The sequence below is a fragment of the Nonomuraea sp. H19 genome (assembly GCF_052068215.1).
GTDB lineage: Bacteria > Actinomycetota > Actinomycetes > Streptosporangiales > Streptosporangiaceae > Nonomuraea.
This window is the reverse complement of sequence record NZ_JBQHCV010000014.1, coordinates 129,759-147,013: the sequence shown is the minus strand read 5'-3', so window position 1 is coordinate 147,013 and position 17,255 is coordinate 129,759. Positions and strand designations below refer to the sequence as shown.

Genomic DNA, 17,255 nt, shown 5'->3' with positions numbered 1-17,255 from the left:
CGTGTCCCGCCCCGACGTCCCGGACCAGCCGGCCGAGCTGCCCCGCAGAGCCTGGTGGAACGTGGTGAGGCGGACGGTCGTCGAGTTCAAGGACGACCGGGTCCAGGACCTGGCCGCCGGGCTCACGTACTATGCCGTGCTGTCCATCTTCCCGGCACTGATCGTGCTGGTGTCGGTGTTCGGGCTGCTCGGCAGGAATGACGCGGCCGCGCTGATCGGCGGCATCGTGGTCCTGGTGCCGGCCGAGGTACGCGACGTGATCGTGCGGGGCGCGGCGGCGGCCCAGGGCGGCGGCGGCATGGCGGGCCTCGTGGCGATCGCCGGGCTGCTGCTCGCCCTCTGGTCGGCCTCCGGCTACATCGCGGCCTTCATCAGGGCGGGAAACGCGATCTACGACATCGAGGAGGGCCGGCCGTTCTGGAAGCTGACCCCGCTCAGGATCGGCCTCACGGTGCTGGCCACCGTGCTGCTGGCCGCCGGCACGATCGCGGTGACCCTCACCGGCGACCTGGCCAGGGTGGTGGGCCACGCGCTGGGCCTGGAGAGCGCGGTGGTGCTCGCCTGGAACGTCGTCAAATGGCCGTTGCTGGTCCTGGTCGCCGCCGGACTGGTCATGCTCCTGTACTGGGCGGCCCCCAACGTGCGCCAGCCCGGCGTGCGCTGGATCACGCCAGGGAGCGTGCTCGCGGTGGTGCTGTGGGTGGTGGTCTCGGGCGGGTTCGCGCTGTACGCGGCGAACTTCGGCTCCTACAACCGGACGTACGGGACCCTCGCGGCGGTGGTGGTATTCCTCGTCTGGCTGTGGCTGTCGAACATGGCGCTGCTGTTCGGCGCGGAGCTGGACGCCGAGCTGATCAGGGCGCGCCTCATCGCCGCAGGTCAGCCGGCCGAGCGGGAACCGTACGCGGAGCCACGCGACCCGCCGCAGGCCGATAGCCTGCCAGGATGATGCGACGAATGGCCGTCGCCGCCCTGCTCGCCCTGCAGGTGGCAGGATGCGGCGGCGGGTCGGCGGTGAGCGACCTCGGCACGGTGGTGCGGGGCGCCAAGGGCACGACCGTGCAGGTCGAGCTGCGGCCGGGGCAGCGGTTCTCGCTGGCCGTGGCCGACAACCCGTCCGTGGGCGACAGCTGGTCGCTGCGGACCATGCCGGACTCGAAGGTGGCCTCGTTCATCAGCCAGGAGCGCGAGAGCGAGGGCGACGCGCCTGGATCCGGCGGGACCACATACTTCGTCTTCAACGCCAAGCGGCCTGGCACGACCGAGATCCGCCTGCTCAACTGCTGGCGCTGCGGCCAGGGCAAGACGCCGCTCACCGAGGAGAGCAGACGGCAGTCCGGCGAGGCGATCTTCGCTGTCACCGTCAAGTGATTTCGCGTTAGTCTGCGGATCATGGACTTCATCCGGGTACGCGCTTCCGCCGACGGAGCGGAGACGATCTCCTACTGGACCGGCGATGTGTACGGGTGGCAGGACGACGACGGGCCGCACCACCTGTTCGGGTTCGAGGGCGTCAACGTGGCCAGGGCGGTCGAGGCCGACGGCGGCTGGCAGTTGCTGACCAGGGAGGCCGCGCTCTATCTCGACCCGCGCAGCCGTGAGGTGATCGACGCCTGGGACAACCCGTTCACGGGCCGGACGGTCGAGGTGCAGCACGTCTTCAACGACCCGGTCAACCAGCGGCTCGGCGCCTACCCCGTGCCTGAGACGCGCCTGGGCGACCAGGTCGTCTACAACGTCGACATCCGGCTGGCGTACCCCTCGCCGCTCAAGGTCGCCGACTACCCGGAGAACTCCGCCGGCGACACCTACCGGGCGCTGGAGCTGTTCCAGTTCTTCGCCTCGGCGCGGGACCTGGACTCCGGTGTGGCGGACGTGCCGTGCGTGTTCTCCTGGTGCCGGGTGTCGCCGTGGCTGCCGTGGATGGCGATGGGGCAGCGCGGCGGCGCGCTGGTCTACCACTGCCGGGGCGCCAAGGTCGCCGAGGTGCCCGACCGGCTGCGCGAGCGCGTGGGGGAGCGTTTCCTGCACGCGCCCGCGGAGTGGTCGGGGCCCAACATGACGAGCTGGACGGCCTTCGCGGACAAGGCCGGCCGGTGAGCGCCGACCTGTTCTGCGAGATCATCACCGGCGAGCGGTCCGCCCATGTCGTGCGATCCGACGAGGTCGCGGTCTCGTTCCTGGACGTGCGGCCGGTCTTCAAGGGGCATCTGCTGGTCGTGCCCAAAGTCCACGTCGAGACGCTGGCCGACCTGGGCGACGTCGGGCCGTTCTTCGAGCGGGTGCAGGCCATGGCGCGCGCGGTCGAGGAGGGGCTGGAGGCGGGCGGCACCTTCGTGGCCATGAACAACCGCATCAGCCAGAGCGTGGCCCACCTGCACGTGCACATCGTGCCGCGCAACAAGAAGGACGGGCTGCGGGGGTTCTTCTGGCCGCGCACCACGTACGACTCCGCCGAGGAGGCCGCCTCGTACGCCGCCAGAATCGCCGCGGCACTCTGAGCCCGGCACTCTGAGCCGGCGCTCTGAGCCGGGCACTCTGCGCCCGTACTAGGCTCTGGCCGCGTGGAGTACCTGGTGGGGGTCGCCGTGGTCGCGGTGCTCGTGAGCGTGCCCGCGATCGTGCTGTGGCGCGTCATGCGCGGCCGCCGCGAGCTGGGCACCAGCCCGGCGGAGCGGGCCACGTTCGAGACCCTGCACACCGCCTCGCTGGCCGGGCCGCCGCTGCGGGCCGGGCTCACCGCCGACGGCGCCGAGCGCGCCTCGCGGCACCTGCGCGCGCTGCTCGGCTCCGCCGCCCTGGCGATCACGGACGGCGAGCGGCTGCTCGTCTACGACGGCGCCGGCGAGCACCACGCCGGCCAGGCCTTCGAGCACGCGGCCGCCACCTTGAAAGACGGCCGCACCCAGGTGCTGACCATCGAGTGCGAGCTGCTCGAATGCCCGATCAGGCAGGCCGTGGTGGTGCCGCTCACCACCGACGACCGGGTCGTCGGCGCGCTGGCCGCCTACGGGCAGAGCGCCTCGGCGGGGCTGGTCAGGGCCGCCCAGGAGGTGGCCGGATGGGTGGACTCGCAGCTGGAGCTGGCCGAGCTGGACCGCTCGCGCACCCTGCTCATGGAGGCCGAGGTGCGGGCGCTGCGGGCGCAGATCTCGCCGCACTTCATCTACAACTCGCTCACCACGATCGCCTCCTTCGTCCGCACCGACCCGGAGCGGGCCAGGGAGCTGCTGCTGGAGTTCGCCGACTTCACCCGCTACTCCTTCCGCAGGCACGGCGAGTTCACCACGCTGGCCGAGGAGCTGCGCTCGATCGACCGCTACCTCATCCTGGAGCGGGCCAGGTTCGGCGACCAATTGCAGGTCACGCTCCGCATCGCGCCCGAGGTGCTGCCGGTCGCGGTGCCGTTCCTGTGCCTGCAGCCGCTGGTCGAGAACGCCGTCAGGCACGGCCTGGAGAGCCGCAACGGTGTCGGGCGTATAACGATTATCGCCGAGGACGCCGGGGCCGAGTGCCGCATCAGCGTCGAGGACGACGGGCTCGGCATGGACCCCGAGCGGCTGCGCCGCATCCTCGCCGGAGACATCGCATCCGCGGGCGGCGTTGGGCTGGCGAACGTGGACGAGCGGCTGCGGCAGGTGTACGGCGACGAGTACGGGCTCGTCGTCGAAACCGGCGCCGGCGCGGGCACCAAGGTCAATATCAGATTGCCGAAATATCACCCAGGCGTCTCTGCCCGTTGACCTCGATCTTTGTTGTCGGTTTTATCACTGTCTATGGCACACCTCCGCGTCCTCGCGGTCGACGACGAGCTCCCCGCGCTCGAAGACCTGACGTACCTGCTGCGCGCCGATCCCCGTATCGAGGAGGTCGCCACTGCGCGGGACGGCGCCGCGGCGCTGCGGCTGCTCGACCGGGCCATCGCCGACGGCCGGCCGATCGACGCGGTGTTCCTGGACATCAGGATGCGCGGGCTCGACGGGGTGGTGCTCGGGCGGCTGCTGTCGCAGTTCGCCAACCCGCCCCGGGTGGTGTTCGTGACGGCGTACGAGGAGCACGCCGTGGACGCCTTCGAGATCAAGGCCGAGGACTACCTGCTCAAGCCGGTACGCCCGGAGCGGCTGGCCGAGGCCATCCGGCGGGTCGCGGTCTCGGCCGACGTGCCCGTGGAGAGCGGTGAGACCGACACGATCCCGGTGGAGCTGGGCGGGGTGACGCGGTTCGTGTCCAGCGCCGACGTGATCTACGTGGAGGCGCACGGCGACTACGCGCGGCTGCACACGGCGGCGGGCAGCCACCTGGTGCGCATCCCGCTGGCCACGCTGGAGGAACGCTGGGCCTCGGCCGGGTTCCTGCGCGTGCACCGCAGCCATCTGGTGGCCGTCAAGCATATTGAGGAGCTGCACATCGACTCGGGCAAATGCACCGTACGGGTGGGCGAGACGGAGATCCCGGTGAGCCGCAGGCACACGCGCGAGCTGCGCGACCTGCTGGTGCGCCGGGCCAGGAAGGGCAGGCCGGAATGAGCGCGCCACGCCGGGTGGCGGTGACCAGCCCGCGCACCGCGGCCGCCCGCCGTCCCCGCTACCCCGCCACCAGGGAGATCGACGAGCAGACGCGGCTCGGCGAGGTGTACATGCGCTCGCTGCTGCGTACCCAGTTCCGGCTGGCGTTGTTCGTCTGCACCGTGCTGGCCTGCGTGGTCGGCGGGCTGCCGCTGCTGTTCCTGCTCATCCCCGAGCTGCGCGAGGTGCACCTGCTCGGCGTGCCGCTGCCGTGGGCGGTGCTCGCCGGGCTGATCTACCCCGCCTTCCTCATCGGCGCCTGGCTGTACGTCCGCCAGGCCGAGCGCAACGAACGCCACTTCGCCGAGCTGGTCGAGCGCCGATGAGCCTGACGGCGGTGCTGGTCGTGGTGGTGGCGGCCGTGCTCATCGGGGCGTTCGGCATCCGGGTCTCCCGCACCACCTCCGACTTCTACGTCGCCTCCCGCACGGTCAGCCCGTTCTGGAACGCCTCGGCCATCGGCGGCGAATACCTGTCCGCGGCCTCGTTCCTGGGCATCGCCGGGCTCATCCTGTCCTTCGGCGTGGACATGCTGTGGCTGCCCGTGGGCTGGACCGGCGGCTACCTGGTGCTGCTGGTGCTGGTGTCGGCGCCGCTGCGCCGCTCCGGGGCGTACACGCTGCCCGACTTCGCCGAGGCCAGGCTCGAGTCGATGACCGTGCGCCGCACGGCCAGCGTGCTCGTCGTGCTGATCGGCTGGCTCTACCTGATGCCGCAGTTCCAGAGCGCCGGGCTGGTGCTGCGGACGATCACCGGCGCGCCCGTGTGGGTGGGCGGGCTGCTGGTCGCGGTCGTCGTGGCGGTGAACGTGCTGTCGGGCGGCATGCGGTCGATCACGTTCGTGCAGGCGTTCCAGTACTGGCTCAAGCTGACGGCGCTGGCCGTGCCGCTGGTGTTCCTGCTGATGGCCTGGCAGGCCGACGGCGCGCCCGGGGTCGGCCCGCAGGACGCGGCCACCTGGCAGGTGCCGCTGGCCGGGGCCAAGGAGTACGGGCTGTACTCGACGTACTCGCTGATCCTGGCCACGTTCCTGGGCACTATGGGGCTGCCGCACGTGCTCGTGCGGTTCTACACCAACCCCGACGGGCAGGCCGCGCGCCGTACGACGCTGGTGGTGCTGTCGCTGCTCGGCGCGTTCTACCTGCTGCCCGCCGTGTACGGATGGCTCGGCCGCCTCTACGCGCCCGACCTGGTGCGCACGGACACGGTCGTGCTGACGCTGCCCGCGCGCATGATCGGCGGCCCGCTCGGCGACCTGCTGACGGCGCTGGTCACGGCCGGGGCGTTCGCGGCGTTCCTGTCCACCTCGTCGGGGCTGACCGTGTCCGTGGCGGGAGTGATCGCGCAGGACCTGCTCAAGGGCAGTGTGCGCTCGTTCAGGATCGCCACGCTCATGGCGGTGGCGGTGCCGCTCGCGCTGGCGCTGTGGGCGCGGGCGCTGCCCGTCGCGGACGTGGTGGGGCTGGCGTTCGCGGTCGCGGCCTCGTCGTTCTGCCCGCTGCTCGTGCTGGGCATCTGGTGGCGGCGGCTGACCACGACCGGGGCGCTGGCGGGCCTGTTCGTGGGCGGCGGCCTGGCCTGCGCGGCGGTGCTGGTCACGATCACGGGCGGGCCGCACGCGGGGTTCGCGGGCGCGCTGCTGGCGCAGCCGGCCGCATGGACGGTGCCGATCGCCTTCGTGGTGATGGTGGCGGTGTCGTTCCTGACCCCGGACCGGGTGCCGCCCGGTGTGGCCAGGATCATGGTCAGGCTGCACACCCCCGAGGACCTCGACCTGGATCGCGGCGACTGGCGGCCCCGCTCGTCCTAGGGCGGGGACGACAGCGGGAACAGAGGAAGGCGCCGGTCAGCGCCTTCCTCTCGGATCCCGGGCCGGGCCTCCTCCTCAAGGGGATACGGCGGTCACCGGCTCCCGATCAGCCGAGTGTGCGGCCGGTCGGGGTGAAGGGCTCAGTTGATGCCGAACCCGGAGGGCCATCCCCAGTTGGAGTTGGACCCGGGGTAGCCGGGGTCGACCGTTCCGGCGCCGGTGTCGCCACGGGTCACCCGGACGTACAGGTTCCCTTCGAAGAAGTAGCACTTGGTTCCGGAGAAGAGCGCTGCGTCGATGCCGCTCGCGCCGAATCCGGCGGGCCAGCCCCAGTTGGAGATGGGTGCGGGGTAGCCGGGGTCGACTGTTCCGGCGCCGGTGTCTCCGCGGGTGACGCGTACGTACCGATTATCCTTGAAGAAGTAGCATTTCGACCCGGAGAAGAGTGCCGCGTCGATGCCGTTGGCGCCGAATCCGGCGGGCCAGCCCCAGTTGGAGATGGGTGCGGGGTAGCCGGGGTCGACTGTTCCGGCGCCGGTGTCTCCGCGGGTGACGCGTACGTACCGATTATCCTTGAAGAAGTAGCATTTCGACCCGGAGAAGAGTGCCGCGTCGATGCCGTTGGCGCCGAATCCGGCGGGCCAGCCCCAGTTGGAGATGGGTGCGGGGTAGCCGGGGTCGACTGTTCCGGCGCCGGTGTCTCCGCGGGTGACGCGTACGTACCGATTATCCTTGAAGAAGTAGCATTTCGACCCGGAGAAGAGTGCCGCGTCGATGCCGTTGGCGCCGAATCCGCCGGGCCAGCCCCAGTTGGAGATGGGTGCGGGGTAGCCGGGATCGACCTTTCCGGCACCGGTGTCGCCACGGGTCACCCGAATGTAATGGGTCCCGTCGAAGAAATAGCTCTTCGAGCGCGAATAGAGCGCTGCGTCGATTGCCATCGGATCCTCCATGACCGGCGGAATTGACGGCACGAAAAATTCGGGCCTGACCACCGATCTCACCAGAGCTTAGGCGTGCGTCATGCCTCCGGGCATCAGAGGTCGCCCCAGGGATATTCCCAGTGACGGCCCCAGGGATATCCCTAGTGAAGTCCGGAATTCGCATGAGGGGGGAGTTCGCCCGAGCCCCGCGCGACCAGCTCCACCGGCACCTTCACCCGGCGCGGCGCCGGCGACGGGTGCAGCAGCAGGTCCACCGCGCCGCGGGCCAGGCGGGTCACGTCATAGCGCACCACCGTCACCCCCGGGCTGAACACATCCGCCAGCGCGAAGTCGTCGAACCCCACGTACGCAGGCCGCTCAGGACGCTCCCGCAGCGCCTGCAGGATCCCGATCGCGGCCCGGTTGTTGGTGGCGAAGAACGCCGTCGGCGGGTCCGCCAGGTCCAGCAGTCTGGCGACCTCCTGCGACACCTGCCACGGATCGAACACCCCGCGCACCACCAGCGCGTCGTCGGCCGCCACCCCCGCCGCGCGCAGCGCCGCACGGTGGCCGGAGGCGCGGTCGTGCACCGAGCTCACCCCCTCGTCGTCGGAGATCAGCGCGATGCGCCGGTGGCCGCGGGCGAGCAGATGCTCGGTGGCCACGCGCCCGCCCCGCACGTCGTCGAGCACCACCACGTCCGCCGACTCCAGCCCGCCCGGCACCCGGTCCACGAACACCATCCGCAGGCTCGCGTGCTCGGTCAGCCAGGCGTGGTCGGCCGCCGAGGGGACGACGATGAGGGAGTCGACCCCCCGCGCGTACATGGACTCGATCAGCATGCGCTCCTTGTCCGGGCTCTCCTCGTAGGAGCCGAACACCACCAGCGCCTCGTGCTCGGCCGCGGCCGCCTCGACCGCGGCCGCGAGGCGCGAGTAGAACTCGTTGGAGATGTTCTCCATCACCAACCCCAGTGTGAGCATGGTCGCGCCCCTGGCCAGGCGGGCGGCGGCCTCGTTGCGGCGGTAGCCGAGCGTGCTGATCGCGGCCTGCACCCGCTGCTGCAGCGAGGCTCTGACGTGCGGCTCCTGGTTGACGACCCGGGAGACGGTCTTCAGGCTCACACCCGCGTGCCGGGCCACGTCCGCCATGGTCGGCTTGCGCGCGTTCATCGCCGCACTCCGTGAGGTGGCTCGGTTGCCATATGCCGCGCTGTCATACGCTGCCCCCATGGATGACGAATGGATCTGTGGCCGGCTGGGTGAGGACGAGCCTTGGGTGCTGGGCGCGGTCAACCCGCCGGTGTTCGAGAACTCGCTGTTCACGTTCGCGACGGCGGAAGAGCTGGGCGAGGCCGTCAGGAACGAGGACGAGCGGTACGTCTACTGGCGGGGGACCAACCCGACGGTCGATCTCGCCCAGCGTAAGCTGGCCGCTCTTGAGCGGGGCGAGCGGGCCAAATGCTTCGGGTCCGGGATGGGCGCGATCTCGGCGACCATCTCCTCGCTCGTGTCGGCCGGCGACCATGTGCTGGTGCTGGGCGCGGTGTACGGGCCCACCACCCAGTTCCTGCGTTACCTGGAGAAGTTCGGCGTCACGCATACGCATGTCGGCGACCTCACAACAGGTGACAGCGCTATCAGGGCGAGCACGCGCCTACTCTACTTCGAGTCGCCCTCCTACATGGCCTACGCCGTCGTCGACATCGCCGAGGTGGCCGCCTGGGCGCGGGAGCGGGGGCTGGTGAGCGTGATGGACAACACCTGGTCCACGCCCCTGTTCCAGAAGCCGCTGACCATGGGCGTCGACCTGGTCGTGCACTCGCTGTCGAAGTACATCGGGGGCCACAGCGACCTCGTGGGCGGCGTCGTGGTGGGCCCGTCGCGGCTGATCAGGCCCCTCGCCCTGACGGAATACCAGCTCTACGGCGCCGCCATGTCGCCGCACGACGCGGCCAAGGTGATCAAGGGGCTGCGGACCCTGCCCGTGCGCATGGCGGCTCACCAGGAGCGGGGGCTGGCGGTGGCGCGCTTCCTGGCCGACCATCCGGCCGTGCGGGCGGTGAACCATCCGGGGCTGCCGTCGCATCAGGGGCATGCGATCGCGACCCGCCAGATGTCCGGGTTCTCCAGCTTGTTCAGCATCGAGCTGGCGACCGAATCGCGGGATGAGGTCGCGAGCTTTCTCGATAAATTGCGACATTTCAGGATTGGTGTGTCGTGGGGTGGCTTCGAGAGCCTGGTCAACGCGCCCGCGCTGTCCACCGAGGAGAGCGTGCGAGCCACCATGGGCATCCCGGTCGGCCTCGTCCGCCTCTCGGTCGGCCTGGAGGCCGCCGACACTTTGATCAAGGACCTCGGTCTAGCGCTGGAAGGGGTCGGTCGCCTAGCGTGACTGACAGCGCTGTCTGAACACGCAGGAGGCCCCCCATGAGAACGCCCCTTCTGGCGACCGCGGTCGCCGCCACGCTGGTGCTCGCGGGTTGCGGCTCCGGCTCGTCCTCCTCCCCGGGGGAGGTGCGGCTCCGCATGATCGAGAGCCTGACCAGCCCCGAGCGTACGAAGCTCATCAAAACCCTGATCGCCGACTTCGAGAAGGCCAACCCGGGCGTCACGGTCGAGCTCATCTCGCCGCCACTCGACAGCGCCGACCAGAAGATCACCCAGATCCTGCAGACGAAGAAGGACCTGGACGTGCTGGAGGTACGCGACCACACGGCCAAGTCCTTCTCCAACAACGGCTGGCTGGCCGAACTGCCCACCACGCAGTGGGCCGGCTGGTCCGACCTGACCGAACTGGCCCAGAAGAAGGCCGTCGAGGTCGGGGGCAAGGCCTACCTGATCCCGTACGGCTTCTACCAGCGCACCCTGTTCTACCGTACGGACTACGGCATGGCTCAGCCCCCGACCACCTGGCAGGAGCTGTACGAGGCCGGCAAGAAGATGACCTCCGGCGACCGCTACGGCTACTCGTTCAGAGGCGGCAAGGGCGGCGCGGACTACGCGGTGCAGATGATCAGCGCCTACAACGGCGAGGCGCTCAACCCCGAGAAGTCCTTCTACCTGAAGGACAAGCGGACCATCTTCGCCACCCCCGAGGCCGCCCAGGCCATGGACCTCTACGTCAAGATCTTCAAGGAGGCGTCGCCGCCGGACTCGGTGTCCTGGGGCTACCCGGAGATGGTCCAGGGCTTCACCTCCGGCGTCACCGGCATGCTCATCCAGGACCCGGAAGTGATCAAGACGGTCGAGGACAGCGGCGTCACCGCCTGGTCCACGGCCCCCATCCCCAAGGGCCCCACCGGGTACGCCTTCCAGCCCGTCGGCTACGCCGGATGGGGCGTCACCTCCTTCACCAAGCACCAGAAGGAGGCCGTCAAGCTGGTGCAGTTCCTGTCGGAGGCCGAGCAGAGCATCGCCTTCGCCAAGGGCAACTCGCTCATCCCGATCTCCAAGCAGGCCCAGAGCGACCCGCAGTTCTCCCAGGGCGCGTGGAAGGCGTACCTGCAGGCGCAGCAGGACCCCAAGCAGGTGATCACGATCAGGCCGGTGGACTACCCGGGCTGGAGCCAGTTCGGCGTCGATTCGGATCGCGACGTCCAGGCCCTGCTGACCGGCAAGAAGACCGTGGCCGAGGTGCTCAAGTCGTGGGACGCCTTCTGGATCGACCAGGCCAAGCAGGTGTCGTGAGCGCGACCCGGCCCTTCACCGCCCGCCGGGCCAGGTTCATCGCGCTGTGCCTGCTGCCCGGCGTGGTGTTCGTGGCGCTGTTCACCTACTACCCGGTGATCCGCGGCGTGGTGATCGCCTTCCAGCGCTACAACCTGTTCGACATCACCTCGACGCCCTTCGTCGGCCTGGAGAACTTCCGGGCCGTGCTGGGCGAGGACCGGTTCTGGACGGCGCTGCGCAACACCGGCACGTGGGTGGCGGTGTCGCTGTTCTTCCAGTTCTTCCTCGGCTTCGGGCTGGCGCTGCTGCTGCGCCGGCACTTCCGGGGCCGGGGCCTCTACCAGGCGTGGGTGTTCTTCCCCTGGGCCATGTCGGGGTTCCTGATCGGGCTGCTGTGGCGGTGGATGTTCAACGGGCAGTTCGGGGTGATCAACGACCTGCTGCTCAAGACCGGGATCATCGACCAGCGCATCGGCTTCCTGGCCACGCCGGGGTGGGCGATGACGTCGGTGATCGTGGCCAACATCTGGTACGGCGTGACGTTCTTCGCCATCATGATCATGGCAGCGCTGCAGTCGGTGCCCCGCGAGCTGTACGAGGCGGCGGATGTGGACGGGGCCTCGCGCCTGCGCCAGTTCTGGCACGTGACGCTGCCGCACATCCGGCCCACGCTGGCGCTGATCGTGCTGCTCCGGATCATCTGGATCCTGAATTTCCCGGATCTCATCTATTCGATGACCGGCGGCGGCCCCGCCGGCAGCACCGACATCATCACGACGTTCCTCATCCAGCAGATCATCGGCGGCGACTACGGCCGCGCGGGCGCGGTCGGCCTGCTCGTCCTCGGCCTGCTGCTGGCCTTCAGCGTCTTCTACCTCAACGCCACCAGATTCGAGAAAGCCCGATGAAGCGTGTTGGGACCGCGGCCAAGGTCGTCGTGCTGGCCGTCTGGCTGCTGATCACCCTGTTCCCCCTCTACTGGATCGTCGTCACCTCGCTCAAGCCAAAGTCCGAGATCTTCTCGGTGCCGCTCAAATACTGGCCGGGCAAGGTGACGTTCGAGCACTACGAGGAGCTGTTCTCCTTCGCCGACTTCGGCGTCTACCTGCTCAACAGCCTCATGGTCTCCTTGGTCGCGGCCGCGGCGGTGACCGCGATCGGGGTGCTCGGCGGCTACACCCTGGCCAGGTTCGACTTTCCCGGCAGGGGAGCGGTGATGCTGGCGTTCCTGGTCACCCAGATGCTCCCGCTGTTCATCGCGCTCGCGCCCCTCTACCTGCTGATGTCCGACCTCGACCTGCTCAACCGGCTGGCCGGGCTGATGCTGGTGTACGTGGCGATGCTGGTGCCGTTCGCCACGATCATCATGCGCGGCTTCTACGAGCGGGTGCCCGTCGCGCTGGAGGAGGCCGCCCAGGTGGACGGCGCCTCCCGGCTGGTGGCGATGGTGCGGGTGGTGATCCCGGTCATGCTGCCGGGGATCGCGGCGACGTTCATCTTCGCGTTCGTGCAGTGCTGGAACGAGCTGTTCCTGGCGATCACCTTCATCGACAGCGAGGACGCCAAGACCATCCCGGTCGCCATGAACTCCTTCATCACCCAGTACGACATCGACTGGGGCTCGATGGCGGCGGCCACGGTGGTGTCGGTGCTGCCCACGCTCGTGCTGTTCGCCGCCATCCGCCGCTATATCGTGGAGGGGCTGACGGCGGGTGCGGTCAAGGGCTAATGCATCCATGGACAAAGAGGTGCGCGATCACACAGCCAGGTCCTTCCCCAATGACGGTTGGCTGGCCGAGCTTCCCACCACGCAGTCGCCGGGGTGGTCTGACCTGACCGAGCTGGCCCGGAAAGGCCGTCGAGGTCGGCAAGGCCGTCTGGTCGGACTTTGGCTTCAGGCGCGGGGGAGAGCGCGCTCCTCCTTTCGGGCGTAGGCGTAGCCGTCCGCCCGTTGCAGGAGGCGGACATGGCGGTGGTGAATGCCATGGACGACGCCCAGAGCGGTGGTGATGTCGAAGCTGCCCCTTGATCGGACGGAGACCCTGCCGATGTGGGTCCCCTTATTCTTTCCGCGTGGCACCACCGCCAGAACCAGGTCCCCGGTCTGAAAGCCGTGCATCTGCTTGACCCTGGGTAGCCGCAGCCGGGGGAACCCGTACCGGTCCGGATGAGTCCTGCTATGTATGCCTCGCCCCGCGCAGGCTGCCACGAGAACCTCCGCAGGCCATGCGTTCACCGTGTCGAGCACACCGACGTGCAGGGCATCCAGGGTGTGCGACTTGGCCGCCCCAGTGCGCGACCGGTTCCACTTGGTCCGCCCGCCTGAGGCGACATGGATCGGCAGCCCGGTCGCGACCAGGGACCGCCACAGCAACCAGCGGGTCGCGTTGACAGCCGCGGCGTCGCGGAGCGGGATCTTGGTCTGCGCCAGCACTCTGGCCAGGACCTTCGGCTTGGTGGACAGGAACTCCTCGACAGGGCGGTTGTCCTTGTCCTGGTTGCACGGTAAGCACGCAAGCGTCAGGTTGGAGACCCGATCGGAGCCACCCCGGCTGCGCGGCCGGATGTGGTCGATGTTCACCGGCTTCCCTGCGGCTCCGCAGTAGGCGCACCGGCGGCCCCACTTGGCCAGCAGGTACTCACGCACCTCGTAGCCATACAGTGTGCCCTGCTGATACTCGACGCCCTCCAGTGGGCGGCTGGCCGACAAGGCGTGGACATCGAACGCCACCCGCTCCACATGGACGGCCCTCAATGGAGCCCACTGCGAGAACCGTCGCACCCACGAGACCGTGGTCTTCACCCGGTGCCGCAGGCTGGGCGGCAGCCAGCCGTCCGGCCGTGCCCTGTTGGAAAACCGTGGCTTGCGATAGCGCAGATTCGCGACGCGACGCCGACGACGGTACGCGGCCCGCTGTGCGAGCTTGTCACGAATGCGTGCGCCTCGGTGGTCGAGCTGGAGGCTGTACAGCCCTGTCCGACTCTTGCTATTGACACGGAAGAGCGCGATTCCAGAATGCTTGCTACCCGGATCGACCCCGAGCTCCACGCCCTGCACCGTCGATTCTGTGGCGGTGCGATCGATCAGACGGATGACGAACGGCGTGTGCCGGTGCACCCGCGCCCGTCCACTCGCCAGAAGTTTGCGGGCCCGCGCCGGATGGCACGGATCCAACGGGGTGACATCCGAAGCTAGGACGAACACCCGAGGTGCGGTCCTACGACCGCGTTCTCCCTTTGCGGGGGTGACGCCTGTACGGCCAGGTGAGGCCGTACGGGTCTCTCCTCGACCATGTTGGCCACTCCGCTGCCCGTTAGGGGCGTCGGCGTCCCGTTTCGTCCCTGCTCCGGGGTTGTCTGCTGGCGCCGATTCGAGGGTCCGGGGCTGGAGAAGCACCCCGGAGTCGATCTGCTGGCGTGTGGCCAACGTAGCCACCTGGTTCACCTACCCTTCGTGGTGGCTGGGTCTGGTCAAGCCGGCCTGCCCAGTGCTACAGCACTAGGCCGCAGTTCTGGGCAGACCCGACCCATTAGGGCCGAGAGCGCTTGACTGACCGACGCGTCATGTCTCTCTGGAACGAGCTGTTTTGGGACAGTCTGAATGACCCGCACTTCCTGCAACTTTCACGCTGAGTGATCGCTAGGCTACCAGCTTTTGATCTCGCTGCGTAGAACATTTGAACGATGCGTGGATGGACACAGGTGCTCACGGCGCACCTGTGTCGCCTCGGTCAGCGGATGCTTCGCCAGTCTTCGAGCTCTTCATGACCCGGGCTTCTCCAGCCCCCCATTTGCACTCTCTGAAAGGTGTCCGACGACTGAACAGCGGCCTCGGATCATGCGTTGCGTGGTTGCGTCCACGGGAGTGGTGGCCGAGTGAGGGGGCCGTTATGGGGTTGAAAGGAATAGCTGACCGTTCGTCGCGCTGGAAGGACCTTTCACCGCAGACCGTGCCCAACTAGTCGCCGTACGGCGGCGGTTCGGCGAAGAACCCCGTTACAGGCCTCCACGCAGGGTACGTTGCGCTCTTACCTTGAGCGTGATCCGCATCACAGTGGAGGTCTCGTGACAACAAGAGAACATGACGCTTCCGTTTACGAACAAATGCAGGAGAGTAATGAGTTCCAGGAGCTGAAGCGGCGTTTCCGCGCGTGGACGTTCCCCATGACCGTGGCGTTCCTCGCGTGGTATCTGCTCTATGTGGTGATGTCCGGGTGGGCGCGCGATTTCATGGCGATCAAGCTGCTCGGGGACATCAACGTCGGGCTGGTTTTCGGCCTGTTGCAGTTCGTCTCTACGTTCCTCATCGCGTGGGCGTACGCCAGGCATGCCGAGAAAAAGCTGGACCCGATCGCCGACAAGCTTCGCCACGAGGTTGAGGAGAGGTCGAAGTGAGCTCCACGACGCTGGGGATGATCCTCTTCCTCGCCTTCGTCGCCGCCACCCTGGGGATCACCTTCTGGGCGAGCCGCCAGACCAAGACGGCCGCCGACTACTACGCGGGCGGCCGCTCGTTCACGGGCGTGCAGAACGGCCTGGCCATCGGCGGGGACTACATGTCGGCGGCGTCGTTCCTCGGCATCGCGGGCATCATCGCGCTGTCCGGCTATGACGGGTTCCTGTATTCGATCGGGTTCCTGGTGGCCTGGCTGGTCGCGTTGCTGCTGGTGGCCGAGCTGATGCGGAACTCCGGCAAGTTCACCATGGCGGACGTGCTGGCGTTCCGGATGAGCCCTCGCCCGGTTCGCACGGCCGCGGGCGTGTCCACGATCGTGGTCAGCATCTTCTACCTGCTGGCCCAGATGGTCGGCGCCGGCGCGCTGGTCGGCCTGCTGCTCGGCATCACCAGCCCGGCGGGCAAGGCGTGGACGATCGTCGGCGTGGGCGCGCTGATGATCGTCTACGTGGTGTTCGGCGGCATGAAGGGCACCACCTGGGTCCAGATCGTCAAGGCCGTGCTGCTGATGAGCGGTGCCGCGCTGGTGACGCTGCTGGTGCTGGGCAAGTTCGGCTTCAACCTGTCCGCGCTGCTCGGCCAGGCCGCCGCCACCAGCGGACCCAAGGCCAACCCCGACAGCTTCCTCAGCCCCGGCCTGAAGTACGGCACCGAGGCGCAGGGCGTGGCCGGCAAGATCGACCTCATCAGCTTGGGTCTGGCGCTGGTGCTCGGCACGGCGGGCCTGCCGCACATCCTCATCCGCTTCTACACCGTGCCCACCGCGAAGGACGCCCGCAAGTCGGTCCTGTGGGGCATCGGCCTCATCGGCACCTTCTATCTGCTGACCCTGGTCCTCGGCTTCGGCGCGGCGGCCCTGGTCGGCAAGGATGCGATCGTCGCGGGCGACAAGGCGGGCAACACCGCGGCGCCCATGCTGGCCCAGCGGATCGGCGAGGAGATCTTCGGCTCGTTCGGCGGCACGATCCTGCTGGCGCTCATCGGGGCCGTCGCCTTCGCCACCATCCTCGCCGTGGTCGCCGGGCTGACTCTCGCCTCCTCCTCCAGCTTCTCCCACGACCTGTACGCGCACGTCTTCAAGCGCGGCCAGGCGAGCGAGCGGCAGGAGGTCGTGGTGGCCCGCATCTCCGCCCTGGTCATCGGCGCCGTCTCGATCGGCCTGGGCATCCTCGCGCAGGGGCAGAACGTGGCGTTCCTGGTGGCGCTGGCGTTCGCCGTGGCGGCCTCGGGCAACCTGCCCGCGATCCTCTACAGCCTGTTCTGGAAGCGGTTCAACACGGTGGGGGCCGTGTCCGCCATCTACGGCGGCCTGGTCTCCGCCCTGCTGCTGGTGATCTTCTCGCCGGTGGTGTCCGGCGGGCCGACGGCGCTGTTCAAGACGGCTGATTTCGCATGGTTCCCGTTGAGCAACCCCGGCATCATCTCGATCCCGCTGGGCTTCCTGTGCGGGTGGCTCGGGACGATCCTCAGCAAGGAGTACAACGCCGCCAAGTACGCCGAGATCGAGGTCCGCTCGCTCACCGGTGTGGGCGCAGAGCAGGCCGTGAAGCACTGATCGCCTGACCCATGTGGGCGCCCGTCTACCCCCCCAGGAGGGGCGCCCGCCCGCAAGGGCGCCTGCCTGCCCCCCAAGGCGCCCATCCCAAGGGCGCCCACCCCTCCGAGGCGTCCTTCCAAGGGTGCCTGCCGCCCAGGCGCCCGATTCACCGGAGGCGCCTGCCCCTTGGAGGCGCCTTCCGCACCGAGGGCCCGGCCATCTCCCAGGCCGGGCCCTCGGTGCGCGGGTGTGGCCGTCCTCCAAGGGCACTGTCCGCCCACCAGGAAAGGTTG

At 68.8% G+C, this 17,255-nt stretch carries 17 protein-coding genes; 14 read left to right on the top strand and 3 right to left on the bottom strand.

Annotated features, from left to right (window positions below):
- The first annotated feature begins 1 nt into the window (after nucleotide 1).
- From ACTMTI_RS29925 to ACTMTI_RS29890, 8 genes are all read left to right on the top strand, one after another.
- Nucleotides 2-949, top strand: coding sequence for a YihY/virulence factor BrkB family protein (locus ACTMTI_RS29925; protein WP_441123892.1), 948 nt, complete (start codon nucleotides 2-4; stop codon nucleotides 947-949).
- On the top strand, nucleotides 946-1,371 hold the full coding sequence (locus tag ACTMTI_RS29920) for a protease inhibitor I42 family protein (RefSeq protein ID WP_441123891.1): 426 nt from the start codon (nucleotides 946-948) through the stop codon (nucleotides 1,369-1,371). Before ACTMTI_RS29925 ends, ACTMTI_RS29920 begins: the two co-directional genes overlap by 4 nt.
- 21 nt (nucleotides 1,372-1,392) lie before the next feature.
- Complete coding sequence (locus tag ACTMTI_RS29915; protein WP_441123890.1) at nucleotides 1,393-2,100, top strand: DUF1838 family protein; 708 nt, start codon at nucleotides 1,393-1,395, stop codon at nucleotides 2,098-2,100.
- Nucleotides 2,097-2,501, top strand: a complete 405-nt coding sequence (locus ACTMTI_RS29910) for an HIT family protein (protein WP_441123889.1) — start codon at nucleotides 2,097-2,099, stop codon at nucleotides 2,499-2,501. The genes ACTMTI_RS29915 and ACTMTI_RS29910 overlap by 4 nt, the downstream gene beginning before the upstream one ends.
- Nucleotides 2,502-2,564: 63 nt before the next feature.
- Entirely contained in the window at nucleotides 2,565-3,743 is a 1,179-nt protein-coding gene (locus tag ACTMTI_RS29905; protein WP_441123888.1) for a sensor histidine kinase, read from the top strand.
- Between the two features lie 33 nt (nucleotides 3,744-3,776).
- Nucleotides 3,777-4,526 (top strand): LytR/AlgR family response regulator transcription factor, encoded by a 750-nt coding sequence (locus ACTMTI_RS29900; RefSeq protein ID WP_441123887.1) that lies wholly within the window; start codon nucleotides 3,777-3,779, stop codon nucleotides 4,524-4,526.
- Nucleotides 4,523-4,891 (top strand): hypothetical protein, encoded by a 369-nt coding sequence (locus ACTMTI_RS29895; RefSeq protein ID WP_441123886.1) that lies wholly within the window; start codon nucleotides 4,523-4,525, stop codon nucleotides 4,889-4,891. Before ACTMTI_RS29900 ends, ACTMTI_RS29895 begins: the two co-directional genes overlap by 4 nt.
- On the top strand, nucleotides 4,888-6,375 hold the full coding sequence (locus ACTMTI_RS29890) for a sodium/solute symporter (RefSeq protein WP_441123885.1): 1,488 nt from the start codon (nucleotides 4,888-4,890) through the stop codon (nucleotides 6,373-6,375). Before ACTMTI_RS29895 ends, ACTMTI_RS29890 begins: the two co-directional genes overlap by 4 nt.
- Nucleotides 6,376-6,515: 140 nt before the next feature.
- Here ACTMTI_RS29890 and ACTMTI_RS29885 read toward each other — a convergent pair whose 3' ends face one another.
- On the bottom strand, nucleotides 6,516-7,316 hold the full coding sequence (locus ACTMTI_RS29885) for a hemopexin repeat-containing protein (RefSeq protein WP_441123884.1): 801 nt from the start codon (nucleotides 7,314-7,316) through the stop codon (nucleotides 6,516-6,518).
- 143 nt (nucleotides 7,317-7,459) lie between these two features.
- Complete coding sequence (locus ACTMTI_RS29880; RefSeq protein WP_441123883.1) at nucleotides 7,460-8,470, bottom strand: LacI family DNA-binding transcriptional regulator; 1,011 nt, start codon at nucleotides 8,468-8,470, stop codon at nucleotides 7,460-7,462.
- A gap of 58 nt (nucleotides 8,471-8,528) precedes the next feature.
- Between ACTMTI_RS29880 and ACTMTI_RS29875 the strand changes: the two genes are divergently transcribed.
- From ACTMTI_RS29875 to ACTMTI_RS29860, 4 genes are read left to right on the top strand one after another with little or no spacing between them, the layout of a single operon-like run.
- On the top strand, nucleotides 8,529-9,692 hold the full coding sequence (locus ACTMTI_RS29875) for a trans-sulfuration enzyme family protein (RefSeq protein WP_441123882.1): 1,164 nt from the start codon (nucleotides 8,529-8,531) through the stop codon (nucleotides 9,690-9,692).
- A 35-nt stretch (nucleotides 9,693-9,727) separates the two neighbouring features.
- Complete coding sequence (locus ACTMTI_RS29870) at nucleotides 9,728-10,987, top strand: ABC transporter substrate-binding protein (RefSeq protein WP_441123881.1); 1,260 nt, start codon at nucleotides 9,728-9,730, stop codon at nucleotides 10,985-10,987.
- Nucleotides 10,984-11,877: a carbohydrate ABC transporter permease gene (locus ACTMTI_RS29865; RefSeq protein WP_441123880.1), complete on the top strand. Its 894-nt coding sequence runs from the start codon at nucleotides 10,984-10,986 to the stop codon at nucleotides 11,875-11,877. The genes ACTMTI_RS29870 and ACTMTI_RS29865 overlap by 4 nt, the downstream gene beginning before the upstream one ends.
- Nucleotides 11,874-12,698: a carbohydrate ABC transporter permease gene (locus ACTMTI_RS29860; RefSeq protein WP_441123879.1), complete on the top strand. Its 825-nt coding sequence runs from the start codon at nucleotides 11,874-11,876 to the stop codon at nucleotides 12,696-12,698. The genes ACTMTI_RS29865 and ACTMTI_RS29860 overlap by 4 nt, the downstream gene beginning before the upstream one ends.
- Nucleotides 12,699-12,863: 165 nt before the next feature.
- Here ACTMTI_RS29860 and iscB read toward each other — a convergent pair whose 3' ends face one another.
- The gene (gene iscB, locus ACTMTI_RS29855) at nucleotides 12,864-14,174 is read right to left on the bottom strand and encodes an RNA-guided endonuclease IscB (RefSeq protein WP_441123878.1); all 1,311 of its coding nucleotides are present in this window, start codon (nucleotides 14,172-14,174) and stop codon (nucleotides 12,864-12,866) included.
- Between the two features lie 860 nt (nucleotides 14,175-15,034).
- Between iscB and ACTMTI_RS29850 the strand changes: the two genes are divergently transcribed.
- Both ACTMTI_RS29850 and ACTMTI_RS29845 read left to right on the top strand, forming a co-directional pair.
- Nucleotides 15,035-15,364 (top strand): DUF485 domain-containing protein, encoded by a 330-nt coding sequence (locus tag ACTMTI_RS29850; protein WP_441123877.1) that lies wholly within the window; start codon nucleotides 15,035-15,037, stop codon nucleotides 15,362-15,364.
- 17 nt (nucleotides 15,365-15,381) lie between these two features.
- Entirely contained in the window at nucleotides 15,382-16,980 is a 1,599-nt protein-coding gene (locus tag ACTMTI_RS29845; RefSeq protein ID WP_441124030.1) for a solute symporter family protein, read from the top strand.
- Nucleotides 16,981-17,255 lie beyond the last annotated feature (275 nt).